Source organism: Novosphingobium rhizosphaerae, from assembly GCF_050920675.1.
In the GTDB taxonomy this organism is placed as follows: Bacteria; Pseudomonadota; Alphaproteobacteria; order Sphingomonadales; family Sphingomonadaceae; genus Novosphingobium; species Novosphingobium rhizosphaerae.
This window is the reverse complement of record NZ_CP137861.1, coordinates 2,127,996-2,142,070: the sequence shown is the minus strand read 5'-3', so window position 1 is coordinate 2,142,070 and position 14,075 is coordinate 2,127,996. Positions and strand designations below refer to the sequence as shown.

Annotated in this window: 11 protein-coding genes; 9 read left to right on the top strand and 2 right to left on the bottom strand. The window is 63.4% G+C overall.

Annotated features, from left to right (window positions below; all coding sequences use genetic code 11):
* Positions 1-5 precede the first annotated feature (5 nt).
* From R9J51_RS09785 to R9J51_RS09750, 8 genes are all read left to right on the top strand, one after another.
* Entirely contained in the window at positions 6-6,752 is a 6,747-nt protein-coding gene (locus R9J51_RS09785) for a hypothetical protein (protein WP_179504344.1), read from the top strand.
* A gap of 66 nt (positions 6,753-6,818) precedes the next feature.
* Positions 6,819-9,875, top strand: coding sequence for a sialate O-acetylesterase (locus R9J51_RS09780; protein ID WP_179504343.1), 3,057 nt, complete (start codon positions 6,819-6,821; stop codon positions 9,873-9,875).
* A gap of 78 nt (positions 9,876-9,953) precedes the next feature.
* Positions 9,954-10,217 (top strand): hypothetical protein, encoded by a 264-nt coding sequence (locus tag R9J51_RS09775; protein WP_179504342.1) that lies wholly within the window; start codon positions 9,954-9,956, stop codon positions 10,215-10,217.
* A 7-nt stretch (positions 10,218-10,224) separates the two neighbouring features.
* Positions 10,225-10,923, top strand: coding sequence for a peptidoglycan-binding protein (locus tag R9J51_RS09770; protein WP_179504341.1), 699 nt, complete (start codon positions 10,225-10,227; stop codon positions 10,921-10,923).
* Between the two features lie 8 nt (positions 10,924-10,931).
* Complete coding sequence (locus R9J51_RS09765; protein ID WP_218843460.1) at positions 10,932-11,249, top strand: DUF3307 domain-containing protein; 318 nt, start codon at positions 10,932-10,934, stop codon at positions 11,247-11,249.
* The gene (locus R9J51_RS09760) at positions 11,246-11,488 is read left to right on the top strand and encodes a hypothetical protein (protein WP_179504339.1); all 243 of its coding nucleotides are present in this window, start codon (positions 11,246-11,248) and stop codon (positions 11,486-11,488) included. The genes R9J51_RS09765 and R9J51_RS09760 overlap by 4 nt, the downstream gene beginning before the upstream one ends.
* Complete coding sequence (locus tag R9J51_RS09755; RefSeq protein WP_179504338.1) at positions 11,485-11,910, top strand: hypothetical protein; 426 nt, start codon at positions 11,485-11,487, stop codon at positions 11,908-11,910. Before R9J51_RS09760 ends, R9J51_RS09755 begins: the two co-directional genes overlap by 4 nt.
* Positions 11,910-12,197 (top strand): hypothetical protein, encoded by a 288-nt coding sequence (locus R9J51_RS09750; protein WP_179504337.1) that lies wholly within the window; start codon positions 11,910-11,912, stop codon positions 12,195-12,197. The genes R9J51_RS09755 and R9J51_RS09750 overlap by 1 nt, the downstream gene beginning before the upstream one ends.
* Positions 12,198-12,242: 45 nt before the next feature.
* On the opposite strand, the gene R9J51_RS09745 is transcribed toward R9J51_RS09750, so the two are convergent.
* Positions 12,243-12,422, bottom strand: a complete 180-nt coding sequence (locus R9J51_RS09745; protein ID WP_179504336.1) for a hypothetical protein — start codon at positions 12,420-12,422, stop codon at positions 12,243-12,245.
* Between the two features lie 168 nt (positions 12,423-12,590).
* Between R9J51_RS09745 and R9J51_RS09740 the strand changes: the two genes are divergently transcribed.
* The gene (locus tag R9J51_RS09740; protein ID WP_179504335.1) at positions 12,591-12,971 is read left to right on the top strand and encodes a thermonuclease family protein; all 381 of its coding nucleotides are present in this window, start codon (positions 12,591-12,593) and stop codon (positions 12,969-12,971) included.
* A gap of 31 nt (positions 12,972-13,002) precedes the next feature.
* On the opposite strand, the gene R9J51_RS09735 is transcribed toward R9J51_RS09740, so the two are convergent.
* Positions 13,003-13,482 carry a hypothetical protein gene (locus R9J51_RS09735; RefSeq protein WP_179504334.1) on the bottom strand — a complete coding sequence of 160 codons (480 nt, stop codon included), beginning with the start codon at positions 13,480-13,482 and terminating at the stop codon, positions 13,003-13,005.
* Positions 13,483-14,075: the final 593 nt, after the last annotated feature.

Sequence of the window (14,075 nt, the reverse complement as noted above, 5' to 3'; positions counted from 1 at the left end):
GGCCAATGGCTGGCCCTATCGACCCCTTCGACTATCTGGCGCAATTCAACCCGTCGAACACGGCGACGGGGAGCGCTGGCGCCGACGCGATCAAGCGCCAACGCACGGACCAAATCCGCTTCGACATCCTCACGTCACCACACGCGCCCGATCAGGTCGCCCGCACCGTACGCACGGCGCGCAGCCTCGGCACTTTGCCGGCTGACGTGGAGGATTCGATTGAGGACGCTGAACGCTCGCTGCGGGCGAACAACTTCGGCAAGCTCATCGATCAGCACCCCACCATTGGCCAGTGGGCGGCGGGCGATCCGCGCAGCGCCGTGGCGGCGTCGGATGATACCAAGAGCCTGGGCATCCTGGGAAGCGCCTGGGACATGCTCAAGAAGGTGCCTGCCCGTATAGGTGCGTCGGGTGTTTATGAAGGCGCAGCAGGCCTGCGAGAGTTCGCTGACACGTTGTTGGCACCTGCCGATTACCTGGGGTACGGCGTCGATACTGCCCTGACGACAGTCCTTCAGCAGGCTGGTCTGGCCAAGGGGTATGATCCTGACAAGGCCTTCGCCCAGCAGCAGGCCTGGCGCGCGGCCGGGCGGCAGCAAATGCGCGATGAAGCGGCATCGATCCGCCAGAGCGCGATCGGCAACAACTTCTGGACTGAAAGCGCGCTGTCCGCGCTGGAAAGCATCCCGCTGACTATTGCCGCCGCGATGACGCGCAACCCGGAACTGGCGACGGCCATTCCCGCCGCGTCGGTTGGGGGGAATGCCTATGCGAAGGGGCGGGCCCAGGGCCTGACAGGGGCGTCGGCGCTATCCTATGCGCTTACGCAGGGCGGCACCGAGTATATCACTGAAAAGACCCCAGCCAGCCACCTGGTGGAAGCGCTGGTGCAGAAGACGCCGGTGGGCAAAGCCATCCTCGGCCAGCTGGTGCACGAGATCCCTGGCGAGCAGATCGCGACTGTCGTGCAGGATTTTTCCGACTGGGCATCCCTCAACCAAGGCCAGACGTTTGGCGATTACCTCAAGGCCCGGCCCGAAGCTGCACTGGCTACCCTGGTCGGCACGGTAGCGGCCACTGGCGCGCAGACTGGTGGCGCAGTCCTCGCTGATCGGGCTGCGCAAGCTGCTGCCAATCACTATCAGCGCGGCCAGGCAGAGGCGCAGCGCGCCGCACAGGACGGTCAAGCGCTCAACCTGATGGCGAAGGCGGCAGAAGGCTCGGCGCTGCGCCAGCGCGATCCCGAAGCCTATGCCGCACTGCTGCGTGTCGCCAGTGAGAACGGCCACATCCCGCCACAGGTTTACATTCCGGCCGAAGCGATCACGGCGTATCAGCAGTCGGACAGCTACAACCAGTTCGACGATCCGCTGGCAGACTATCAGGGCCAGATTGCCGAAGCGCTGGCCACTGGCGGTGACGTGGTGCTGCCGTCCGACTTTGCGTTGACCGCCCTGCCCAGCACGCCGGCATGGGCTGCGCTCAAAGATGACATTCGCCTGCGGCCTGGCGGCATGTCTATGCGCGAGGTACAGGCATTTCAGGACAACGCCGAAACGGAAATCAAGCGGGTCACTGAAAAGGCCGATCAGCAAGACGGTGCGGCGGCAGAGCAGCAAAGCCAGCGCGCCGCCATTGTTGAAGCACGCACGCAGGAATTGCAGAACGCCGGGTTCACACCGCGCATGGCCGGCATCTACGCCGAATTAGACGTGCTGCGCGCCGCGGTGCGCGCCGAACGCAATGGCCGGCCGCTCGATCCCAAGGATTTCGGTTCGACGATCCGCGCCGTGCTCCCCGATAGCTTGGCTGAAATCCAGCGGGCGGACCAGTGGGACACGGTGATCCACGCCATGCGCAAGCGCGCGCCGGCCGAAATCCCGCAAGGCAAGACCCTGCTGCAATGGATCAATGACCGGGGCGGCATCAACGACGTCGGCGGCGACCTCAAGGCCATGGGGCTGGACCGATGGCACCTGAATGACAAGGGCAAGAAGCCCACGCCGATCAAGGGGCGCCGGAAGCTCATCCGCGATTACGACCCACGCCAGAACGAAGTGGGCACGCTTTCGGGCAACGGCGAATATGGCCTGGACACCACGCTGTCGGCGGCGATCGATTCCGGCTACTTCCCGGAACTGCAGGCTGCCCAGTTCGAGGCCGGGCCCAGCGCAATCGACCAGAACACCCTGCTCGACGCAATTCGCGATGAACTGGCGGGGCGGCCGCGCTATGCCGAAGCGCCCAAGATCGACCCGGCCCGCGCGGCGGCTGATGATCTTCGCGCCATGCTCGAAGCCAATGGGCGCGATCCGGACGGCATGACTGATGCCGAAATCCGCGCGGCGATCCAGGAGTATACGACTGGTCAGCAGGGCCAGGGGTATGAGCAGGCGGATGATGCCGTGTCGGCAGACATCGAGGCATCCCTGAATGGCGAGCGCTCGCGCGGGTTCATTGAGTTGGGCCGCACCCCGGCGGTTCTGTCAACCTATGGCTTGCCCGAAGGCGTGCTGCGCATCGGGCGCGGGAAGCTGAATGCTATCGGCCGCGATCACGACGAGGTTTCGCGGGAGGCCATCCGCAACCTTCCGCGCCTGCTGGCCAAACCGTGGGCGATCTTCCCGACCACCGACGCCAACAATTCGTCGCGCGTCATTGTCGCAACTCGTGCGCTTGATGCCAAAGGTAATCCGATCCTGGCCGTGCTTGAACCGCAGACCGATGGTTCAGTGGTGGTCAGTGTCTACGGCAAGGATGGGGTGGCTGGCGCAACCGGTATTGATCGCGTTCAGGCGATGATCGATGCGGAAAAGGCCAAGGGCAATCCGGTCTATGAAGGAGAACCCCCTCAGGCTGATTATTCCGGTCCAATTCCGGACATGAAGCCTGAGAGGGAGAAAAAGCCTCTACTCTCACTGCGCCGGAAAAGCAATGATCTTGAGCAATCGGCCCAAACTGGCCCGCGCGGCCGCTTCATCCCCGGCCAGGGCGGTCGTGGCGGCACGATCGAGCTTTTCCAGAGCCGCAACCCTTCGACGCTGATCCACGAATTCGGTCACCAGTGGCTGGAGGAATTGCGCGCAGATGCCACGCATCCCGATGCCAGCGAGCAGCTGCGTACCGACTGGGAGACGGTCAAGGGCTGGTTCGCCAGCCTGGGCCATCCGCTGGCCGATGATGGCACAATCCCGGTCGAAGCGCACGAATACTGGGCGCGCGGAATCGAACGCTACCTGATGGAGGGCAAGGCGCCGTCCACTGGCCTGGCCAGGCTGTTCGAGACGGTGCGCGGGTGGATGCTGGCGATCTATCGCAAGGTCGAGGCTCTGCGTGCGCCGATCAGTCCGGAAATTCGCGAGGTGTTCGGGCGCCTGCTTGCCACCGATGAGGAAATCTCGGCGCAGCGTGATGCCTTGTCGATGCAGCCGGCAATCACTGACCCCAAGGCCATGGGGATGACCGGGCCTGAGTTCGATGCCTATACCCAGCTTGCACAGGGCGCGCGCGACAAGGCGAACGCCGATCTGCTGGCCAAGACCATGGCGGCAATCCGGCGGCAGCGGACCAAGGCCTGGAACGATGAGCGCGCGGCGGCGCGCGCCGATGAAGCGGAACGGCTCGATGCAGCGCCGCTGCTCAGGTCGCTGCGCCTCATGCGCGACACGCCGATCAGCCGGGAATGGCTGGAGGACCGCTTCGGCCGCGATGTGCTGGACCTGCTGCCCAAGCAGGTTCCGCCTCTCCACAAGGCCGGTGGCGTGAACCCCGACATGCTCGCGGAAATGGCCGGCTTCGAAAGTGGCCAGCAGATGATCGAGGTTCTGATCGGCGCCCAGCGCCAGCACCTGGCCGCTAAGCAAAGTGGCGACGCGCGCGGCCTGCGCCAGCGCATGATCGACAATGCCGCAGACGAGGAAATGCAGCGGCGCCACGGCGATGATCCGCTCAATGATGGGAGCATCGAGGAAGAGGCGATCGCCGCCGTGAACAATGACCTGGCCGGTGATTTGCTGGCCACGGAACTGCGCTATCTCGGCCGGCGTACCGGGCAACAGGCAACGCCTTATCAGGTTGCCAGGGCTTGGGCCCGGCAACGGGTGCGCAGCGGCGTGATCGTGGAACAGGCCAGCTTGGCGGCTATCCAGCGCCACACGAAGGCGGTTGCGAAGGCCGGGCGCGAGGCTGAAAAGGCAATCCTGGCAGGCAAGATGGATGAGGCGTTCGCCGCCAAGCAACGCCAGATGCTCTCGGCCGCGCTGCTGGCGGAATCGAAGGCGGCCTATGACGAGGTTTCGCGCGCGCAGGACCGCCTGGCCAAGATCGCCAAGCGCAAGACCATGAAGTCGGTGGATCAGGAATACCTCGAACAGGCCCATGCCTTGCTTGATGCGGTGCAGCTGGGGCCGCGCTCGCAGAAGTCGATCGAGCGCCAGGGGAAGTGGGAGGCCTGGGCGGCGCAACAGGAAGCCGATGGCCGCGAGATCGTCGTTCCGGCCAGCTTTGAGGCCACGCTGCGTGGCACGCATTGGTCGCGCCTGACGGTTGAGAACCTGCTGGGGCTGGATGATGCGGTAAACCAGGTCATGCACCTGGGCCGGCTGAAGCAGACGTTGCTCGACAATCAGGAAGAGCGCGAGTGGAGCGACATTTTCGATGAAGCAGAGCGCGCCGCCGACAACATCGCTGGCGCGCCGCCGCGGGATCTGACCGATCCGAACATGCTCGAGCGTATCAAGGCTGGCGCGCTGGCTGTGGACGCCACGCTGCTCAAGCTGGAAACCGTGTTCGATTGGCTCGATGGCGGCGACCCCAATGGCGTGTTCAACCGGATCGCGTTTCGGCCGATTGCTGATGCGCAAGACCGAGAGAACGCCATGCTGGCCGATTACTACGGTCGCATCAAAGGGCTGTTCAAGGCTGTCCCAGCCGAAGATGCGGCACGGTGGCGGGACAAGCTGGAGATGCCCTGGACAGACGTGGCCACCGGCCGGCCAATGCGCATGGAGCGGTCCAAGGTCATCGCCATGGCGCTCAACATCGGCAACGCCGGAAACTTCCAGCGATTGGCTGACGGCTACCGGATCAACCCCGGCGCTATCGAGGGTTATTTGAACGACACGCTGACCGCCAGCGAATGGCAGTTCGTGCAGAGCGTGTGGGATACCATCGACACGCTATGGCCGATGATCGAGCAGCTGGAGCGGCGCGTGAACGGTGTTGCGCCGGAGAAGATCGGTCCGCGTGCGTTCGACACGCCGCACGGCCCGATGCGCGGCGGCTATTATCCGGCGATCTATGACACCACGCGCGACTATCGCGCGGAAGAGCGTGGCGGCAAGGAAAGCGACTTGCTGGGTACGAACTACACTCGCGCCACCACGCGTGCCCGGGCGACGAAAGAGCGTGCAGAAAAAGTCAAGGCGCCGATCCTGCTGGATCTGGGCGTCATCAACCGGCATCTGGGCGAGGTGATCCACGACGTCACGCATCGTGAGGCTGTGATCCAGGCGAACCGCTTCCTTACCAGCGAGCGGGTGTCGCGCGCGGTGGATGCCGCCCTTGGCCCTGAAATCCGCAAGCAGTTCCGGCCGTGGGTGAAGTTTGTGGCCAACTCCTGGGCGATGGAGCGCGCCGGGAACGAAGGCTTTGGCAAGTGGCTGGGCAAGCTGCGGGCGAATGTGACTGTGGTCGGCATGGGCCTGCGTGCCACCACGATGCTGACGCAAATCGCCGGCTACTCCAACTCGGTCGAGGTGGTCGGGGCCGGCTCCATGGCTAAGGCCATCGCACGGTTCGCCGCCTCGCCGATCGAAACGTCGCGCTTTGCTCTTGAGCGGTCTGGCGAATTGCGAGCCCGCATGGACACGCTGGACCGCGATATCCGTAATCAGATCGCGGCCATGGCCACGGTGAACCCGGTGGGCAAGCTCGCGCGCCAGGCGCTGGATGCCAAGCGCTTCATGTTCCATGGCATCGGATATATGGATCGGGTGGTTTCCGTGCCGACGTGGATGGCCGCCTATTCCAATGCAATCGCTGGCGGCGCCACAGAAGCTGACGCGATCTATGCCGGGGACAAGGCGGTGCGTCAGTCACAGGGCGCTGGATCGCCCAAGGACATGGCGGCAATTGTGCGTGGCACGGGGAAATGGGGCGAAGCGACCAAGCTGTTCACGATGTTCTACAGCTATTTCTCTGCCCAGTATCAGCGCCAGCGCACGCTGGCACGCGATACCGGTGGCGCTGATGCGCGGCGCACGCGCAACCTGCCAAAGCTCACGGCGCGGGCTTTCTTCCTGCTCATCGCGCCGCCCCTGCTGACCGAGTTGATCAAGGCTGGGGTGACGGGCGGTGGGGGCCCTGACGATGATGAATGGTGGAGCGAATGGCTAGCGCGCAAGATGCTGGCCAATGCGATTGGCCCGATCCCCCTCGCCCGCGACGTGTTCGAGCCGACTTGGAACGCAGTCGCCGGCAACAAAGTGTTCAGCGCATCCCTCACTCCGATGCAGCGCGCGGCCGATAGCTTGGCTCAGGCTGGGCGCGACGTGGGCAAGTTGGCGCGCGGCCAGGAAACAAAGCACGCCACTAAGGATGTGCTGGAAACGACCGGCTATCTCACCGGCTTGGTGCCTGGGCAGGTCGCGAGCGCCACGCAGTTCCTGGTCGACGTGGGCCAGGGCGCAGATCCGCAAAGTGTGGGTGACTGGATAGAGGGGTTGACCACCGGCAAGGTCAAGGACGACTGACCCCACGCGATTCACGCGCATAGTCCAGCCCCATAGACCCATCGGTATTCGCAACCGGTGGGTATTATGGCTGTCTCCACGACCAATGCATTCGACGGGCCGTTCATCGCCAACGGCGTGGCTACGACGTTCCCGTTCACCTTCACGGCGCTGGTCACTGACGATGTGCAGGTAGAAATCGATGGGGCGTCGGTAAGTGGATTTTCCGTCTCGCTGGCTAGTGGCGGTGGTGGCTCTGTCGTGTTCGACACACCGCCGACGTCGGGTGAAATTTATATCCTGCTCGATCCGTCTTTTCAGCAGCTAACGCAGTTCGAGGATGGAAGCGCATGGCTGGCGTCGGCGGTAAATCGTACCAATGACCGGTCAGCACTGCGCGATCAGGCGAACAAGCGCGAAGTTGATCGAGCGCTCCGTGTGCCGCTGGGTGAGGCGCCTCTGCCGATGGCGTCGCTGGCCGATTCAGAAGGCAAAGTGTTGGGCATCGTGGGTGGCATGGTCAAGCCAGTGCCATTCGGGGGCGCCGACATTGCGCTGTCTGTGGAAGAAGCTGACGCAGCAAAATTGGCTGCTCAGACAGCGCAAGGCCTCGCTGAAACTGCACGTGATGCATCGATCACCGCCAAGGGGCAGAGTGAGGCGGCGCGCGATCAGTCTGCCGCCCAGGTGTCCCTTGCTGGCGATCAAGTCGTGCTCGCCACGAACAAAGCGAACGATTCCGCGACGTATGCGGCGGCCTCCGCAAGCTCTGCCGCATCCTTTGGCGTTTTGCCCACTACGGTTTCGTCGGGCGGAACGCCTCCCAACACCGTAACCGCTGTTTCTGGCGGCGTCGGAACGGGCGTGGGCGGAACTCCGGGTGAATATGAGCTTGTCCCGACCAACGGCTTCTGGGGCATGCGAATTTTTGGCACAATCGGTAGCGATGGCAAGGTCGCATCCTATCGCCGTGACAAGGGCGGTCTTTCCACGTCAGGCACGGCACCGTCCTTTGCATGGCCGTCTGCGGCAGGATTTACCACTGCGCCGACCGCACCCACAGCAACCGTCGGCTTGATCCCAGCGAACGTGCCTTTCGAGGCGCCGTCGTCTGATGGTACCGCGCTGTTGAGCTGGTACAACAACGGAGGAACGCTGGCGTCCTGGCCGGCCGGCGGCACGCAGAAGTCGCTGGCATTGTCTTCCATGGTGCAAGCTCTGATCGCCACGATCAATGGCAGCGCCGGCACGCGCCAGGTCTTGGGTCGCCCGACCGGCTCTACGCTGGTGACTGGCACCGCGGTGGGCGCCGCCACCTATGTCCATTCTGATGCGATTACGTCGAATGGATATCTCGAATATTTCGACATTTACAATCCGGCCGCGTCCGCTGGCGCCGTGCGCATCCGTCGCGAAAACAAGAGCGGCAACAATTTCACCCAGGTTGGCAGCGACTTGGTCCTGACGGTGCAGCCGGGGCTCAACCATATCACCTATGCAACCTTCGGCTCCTGGCCGGTCAATGCTGGTGAGCGCCTGGGTATCAATGCCTATACCAGCGGGGCTGGCCGTCTCGCCTATGTGAGCGCCACGGGCGACAGCAGCGGCTATTACGATAGCGCTGGTGCTGGCGACACGGGCACCTTCACGGATGCCGCGACCACGACCAACGTCCAACTGCAAATGCGGTTCGGCGTGATCACGGCGCTGCCAACGGTGGGGCTGGTTGACCAATTCGCGACGCTGTCCACCACGGTTTCGGCCAATGCACTGGCGATCGGCACTTTGCAGGGGTCAGTCAATGGACAGTCTGGCGGCATCCAGACCCTACTGGGCCGGCCAAGCGGTGCCACGCTGGTCACTGGTACGGCGCTGGGCGGCGCCACCTATGTCTATGCCAACGCAGTCACGGCCGATGGCTTCCTGCAACAGATCGAACTGTTCAACCCGACCGGCACGGGCACTGTGCTATTGCGGCGGTTCAGCAAGAGCGGTTCGACATTTACCCAAGTGGGGACGGATCTTGTCGTGCCGGTGGTGGCCGGGCTGAACACGATCACTTACGCCACCTTCGGTTCCTGGCCGGTGGCGAATGGCGATTACATCGGCATCTGGCCGCGCGCTACCACGACTGGCAACGGCCTGGTCTCGTATCTGACCGCGACGGGCGACAGCGGGGGCTATTACAGCAGCGGTGGCGCCGGCAACGCGACTTCGTTCACGGCGACGGGGCCGATCACTACCGCGCAGTTCCAGCTGCGTTTGACGTTCAACACCATCCTGCCCACGGCCGGAAATACTGCCGACGTTGCCAGCCTGAAGACGCGCGTGACCGCACTAGAGGCGGGAGGTGGAACCGATTTTTCAGGTGTGGCGCCGACTGGCTTCATCCTGGTGTGGATGATCGGCCAGTCCAACGTTTCTGGTCGCGCAACAACTCTGAGCAGCAAGACGTTTCAGACCGGCCAAGCGTACAAATACGTGCGCGCGTCGAACACTTTGGCGACGCTTGCCGATCCCACCGGCAACGATGCGACGGCAGCGGCGGGGCGCGGTTCGATGGGGCCGGCGCTCGCCAAGCGGGTGCAGCAACTGTCCAACGGGAAAATCGGCTGCATCCTGATCAACTCGGCCGAAGGCGGCACGTCGATCGTCGGTACGGGTGCCTGGTCTGCGACGGGAGGATCATGGAGCCAGGCGGTCACCGATCTGTCCAATGCCTTGACCCTTGCTGCTGCGGCGCAGCTGCCGATCATCGGCTGCGAAGTCTATATCCAACAGGGCGAAACCGACGCTGACAATGGTGTGGCGGGCGCAACGTACAAGACGGCGTTTCTGGATCTGCAAAGCCGCGTGCAAGGCGTGATCGGCGCGCGCGTGCCGATGCTGATTACCAGGATCGGGACCAAGAACAGCGGCGACACGACGGGCGATGCCACGATCCGGCAAGCCCAGGATGAACTGGTGGAGAGCAACGCCGGGCTGTTCATGGTGCACACGGGCACGCGCTACTTCTATTCGCGCGGTCTGATGATGGACAGCGATCACTACGTAATCGCCGGATACGACGAAATCGGCGAGGCGGTGGGGAACGCGACGTTCAGCCTCGCGATCGGCCAGCGGCCGAAGGGCTACCATGGCTAAGCTTGGTCACGCCCCGCTCGGCCAACTCCGGCTTGCAGTCCTCGTCTGGCGCATTCCTGCATTCGCATGGTGCATGTCATGACCCAGCCCACCAATCAGGAGATCGTCCAGCGCATGAGCGGACTGGAAACCAGCGTCGACCAGCTGATCAAAGCGGTCGATGCGATGCGCGGCGAGCTCTCCGACGTGAAAGAGGGCGTCGAGGAAACCCGCGAGATCGTCAAGGCCTGGGAGGCAGTCAAAACCGGCGGGAAGTTCGTGAAGTGGGTCGGCGCGCTGGCCGCGGCAATCGCCGCCATCGTGGTCGCAATCAAGGGCGGCATCGCCCTGGCCATCAAGTGAGGGGCGTATGATCGACATCCGCACGACGCAAACCCGTCTCAAGGCTGCCGGCTACGATCCCGGCCCGGTCGATGGCGACTGGGGCGCCAAGACCTGCACGGCGCTGCTGGCGCACCAGGCGCAGCGCCAGCCCGACGATGCGCTGCGCGCGCTCGGCGTCGCCCTGGCGCCGGAACTGCTGGCGGCGGGCATCGTGGACACGCCGCAGCGCCTGGCCGAATTGCTGGGCCAGACCGGCAACGAAACCGGCGGCTACACGAAGTTCGCCGAAGACATGCGCTACTCGAGCGCCGGCATGATGCGCATCTGGAAGCAGCGCTTCCCGACTGTAGAGTCCACGCTGCCCTATTTGGGTAAACCCCGCGCGCTGGCGAACTACGTCTACGGCAGCCGGATGGGTAACCAGGCCAATGGCACCACGGACGATGACGGCTGGGACCATCGCGGGGGCGGCCTGATCCAGCACACCGGAGCCGCGGAATACAAGCTGCTGGCCGATCGGCTCGGTGTCACGTCGGCCCAGATCCACGGCGGCGATCCCGTGCCGATGGCGCGCGCGCTCTGCGATTACTGGGGCCGGGTGAAGGCCAACGGTTATTGCGACCGCGGCGATTTCGTCGGCCTGCGCCGGCGCGTCAATGGCGGCCTTGTGGGCCTTGAAGAGGTGGCCCGCCGGCGGGCGCGTAGCTTGGGAGTGATCGCATGACCTTTCCCATGATGCTGATCCTGCTGATCGGCGCTCATGCCTTTGCAGATTACCCCGGCCAGGGAGATTTTCTCTCCAAGGCCAAGAATCGCACTGCGCCAATTCCCGGCGTGCCTTGGTGGCAGGCACTGGGCGCACACGTTGCGATCCACGGCGCACTTGTCGCGCTGATCACGGGCATCTGGTGGCTAGCATTGGCCGAGGCGGCAATCCACTTCGCCACCGACGACGCCAAGTGCCGGGGGCGCATTTCGTTCAACACCGACCAGGCAATCCACTTGCTCTGCAAGCTGGCCTGGGCGCTGCTCGCATGGAGTCTGGCATGAACAACTTGATGATCGAACTGCGCTCGCTGTGGCGCCTGTGGTCCGTAAAGCTGGCTGCGCTCGGCGGCCTGATCGTCGCCTATCTGATGAGCGATCCCACCTTGCTGCCCCGCGTGGTCGCCTATGTGCCGGAAGGCTGGCGCCCGTTGGCATCGGTGGCCGTGGGCTTTGCTGCCTTTGCCCTGCCGACGATCGCGCGCCGGCTGCCGCAGCCGCCCAAGCCGGGAGATGGACAATGATCGGCGCCCTACTCGCCCCGCTGCTGGCCATGCTGCGCAACCACTGGCGATCAATGGTGCCCTGGGCCGCCGTGGCGATCTTGCTCGCGCTTGCCATCCATGAGCGCGCTGTGGCGGAAAAGCGCGCTGCCGAAATCGTCCTTTGGCGCAGCGCCGAGCACGACTGGCGCCGGGCCGCGACGATCATGCGCACCAGCTACGACACGCTGCACGGCGCGCTCGGCATGCAGAACGCGGCGGTGCAGCGGCTCAAGGACGAGGGCGACGCGCGCCGAGCCGCTGGCAAGGCTGCGCTCGATGCGACCGCGCCGCGCAACGCCGTGCGCGAGGGGCTGGCCCACGCGATCGAGACCGCGCCGCCGTCCGCCGCCGGATTCTGCCGAACGCCTGACGCCGTGATGGCTGCCAAAGGGGAACTATAATGCGCCGCCTGATCCTCGCCCCATTGGGCCTGACCACGTTAGCCTTGGCCGGCTGTGCCGCAAAACCAACGCCGCCGGTCATTGAGACGCGCGTCGAGCGCGTGAACGTGCCGGTAGCCGTTGCTTGTGTCGATCCCAAGGACGTGCCCGCCGCCCCGCCGCGCGTGGGCGATCAGCTGACCGGCGATGCGGCCCACGATATCGGCCCGATCGCGGTGTCGAACCTGCGGCTGCGCGCGGCATTCGACAAGGCGGTGGCGCTGTTGCAGGGGTGCGCAGCGCCGTAAGCCGCCAGCGGCCAAGTCTGCCTGACCGCTGGACGGACATTCACCTCACTTCGGGCACTTCACGAACTTGCCCTTGGCATCCTTGCAGGGCTTCTTCGGTGCTGGCTTGGCGGCCGGGCACTTCACGAACTTGCCTTTCGCATCTTTGCACGGCGCGGCCTGAGCGGCCATTGGCGTGGCAGCAACAGCCATCGCGGCGGCCAGGGCAATTACAATCCTGCGCATCAAGACTCTCCTCGTACGCCCCCCGGACCTGATTACCGCCAATTTGGCAGGATCGCGAGGGCGCAAGTGTCAAGGATGGTCAAGCCGGCCAGGCGATGGATCCGAGCCCGATCTAATCCGGACCGATCTGCACTGGCTGCCCTGGCCGGCATAAGGCATTCTACCTACATGCCCAGCACCCTCGCCCTGGCGACCATCGCCGCGCTCACGCCCTGCCCACACCCGATCGTCCATGACGGTGACACGATCCGCTGCGGCGCCGAGCGTGTCCGCCTGGTCAACATCGATGCGCCCGAGCTTGCCGGCAGCGAGCGCTGCAGCCGCGCTTCGCGTCGGCGCCTCGCCGGCAGCCGCAATCCCTCCTGGTGCGATTACATGCTGGGCGAGCGCTCGCGGGACGCACTTGCTGCACTAGTCGACGGCGGGACCACAACTATCGCGCCGGTCGGGCGGGATCGGTATGGGAGGATCTTGGCGCGCGTGACGGTCGACGGGCGGGACGCGGGTGCGTACCTGATCAGGCATGGATTGGCGCGGCCATGGCATTAGGCGCTCCACTTCGCCACCCTGAGGCTAAGTATTACGCTATAGAAATTGCATGCTCATGATTGCCCAAGTCAATTTCAGCAAGCACCTTCCTATGCTCACCCCTACCATGAATAATACTCCAACGCGTAAATGCCACCTCGAAATCATTCAATGAATTAGTCACCCCAATATTTATAAGTTTGCTAAACATTCTATTTTTTGCAACCAAGCTAATTATTCCATTTTTGATATAAATGCATCCAACGCAGCGATTTATGCTTGCAGATTTCGGATCAACTTCAATTCGAACATCGGAAATGATAAGTCCTTTCCACGCACGATTACCCTGGGTCGGCATAAACTCAAAATCGTGACGACTGAGGAAAACTGCGAATGCTTCGTCGTTCTCGTCAGGATCCTTCGCCTCACCAATAAGCATATAGGCACCTTCATCCTCAATGGGCATGAAGAATGTGCCAATTGGCGCCTGATCAACATAGCCAGCGAAGACTTGGTCAATCTGAAACATCATGGAAGCCTCCAATTTGTCTGCACAAAGTCGCCGGACGGATCCCGCCCGGCGACACATCGTGGTTTGTTAACGCGAGCGCCAGTGCGCCCGAACGAGCTCTTCGCGACCGAAACGGACGCGTAGGTACGACCGGATGCGAACCATTCGCACCTCCTATCAACTGGGGTTGAGTCCGGAGGGCAATCGTGCGACGCTCTACTTGCGAAGGGAGAGATCGCGACGGCTAGCCGTCCGGACTTTTCAGGAAGGGGTCGCTCCAGACGGGGCGGCCCTTTTTCTATTCCGGCAATTCCCCGGATCCTCCTAGCGCTCGATATCTGCTCCTTGGATTTCTGCGGCTTCGGGATTCCCGCTCAGACTTTTATTCCTGATTGCGATGCCCGTAACTCATAGTGCGTGGACACGGTGCAACGAGCAAGTGGGCGATGCCCATAAGGTCGCTGCATTTCGTCGCACACACGATTCGCTTCGTCGCTAGCTGCAGCTGCTGCAGTGCAGCGAACCGTAGGTTATCCACGACTTCAAGTAAAAATTAGGATTTGTGAAATATTTTCCGCGGGGCCAGAGTTGTTGTGGACAATAAAATGTCTACA

Coding starts and splice junctions, on each gene's coding strand:
- R9J51_RS09785 (WP_179504344.1), top strand. CDS start 6: ATGGCTGGCCCTATCGACCCCTTCGACTATCTGGCGCAATTCAACCCG.
- R9J51_RS09780 (WP_179504343.1), top strand. CDS start 6,819: ATGGCTGTCTCCACGACCAATGCATTCGACGGGCCGTTCATCGCCAAC.
- R9J51_RS09775 (WP_179504342.1), top strand. CDS start 9,954: ATGACCCAGCCCACCAATCAGGAGATCGTCCAGCGCATGAGCGGACTG.
- R9J51_RS09770 (WP_179504341.1), top strand. CDS start 10,225: ATGATCGACATCCGCACGACGCAAACCCGTCTCAAGGCTGCCGGCTAC.
- R9J51_RS09765 (WP_218843460.1), top strand. CDS start 10,932: ATGATGCTGATCCTGCTGATCGGCGCTCATGCCTTTGCAGATTACCCC.
- R9J51_RS09760 (WP_179504339.1), top strand. CDS start 11,246: ATGAACAACTTGATGATCGAACTGCGCTCGCTGTGGCGCCTGTGGTCC.
- R9J51_RS09755 (WP_179504338.1), top strand. CDS start 11,485: ATGATCGGCGCCCTACTCGCCCCGCTGCTGGCCATGCTGCGCAACCAC.
- R9J51_RS09750 (WP_179504337.1), top strand. CDS start 11,910: ATGCGCCGCCTGATCCTCGCCCCATTGGGCCTGACCACGTTAGCCTTG.
- R9J51_RS09745 (WP_179504336.1), bottom strand. CDS start 12,422: ATGCGCAGGATTGTAATTGCCCTGGCCGCCGCGATGGCTGTTGCTGCC.
- R9J51_RS09740 (WP_179504335.1), top strand. CDS start 12,591: ATGCCCAGCACCCTCGCCCTGGCGACCATCGCCGCGCTCACGCCCTGC.
- R9J51_RS09735 (WP_179504334.1), bottom strand. CDS start 13,482: ATGATGTTTCAGATTGACCAAGTCTTCGCTGGCTATGTTGATCAGGCG.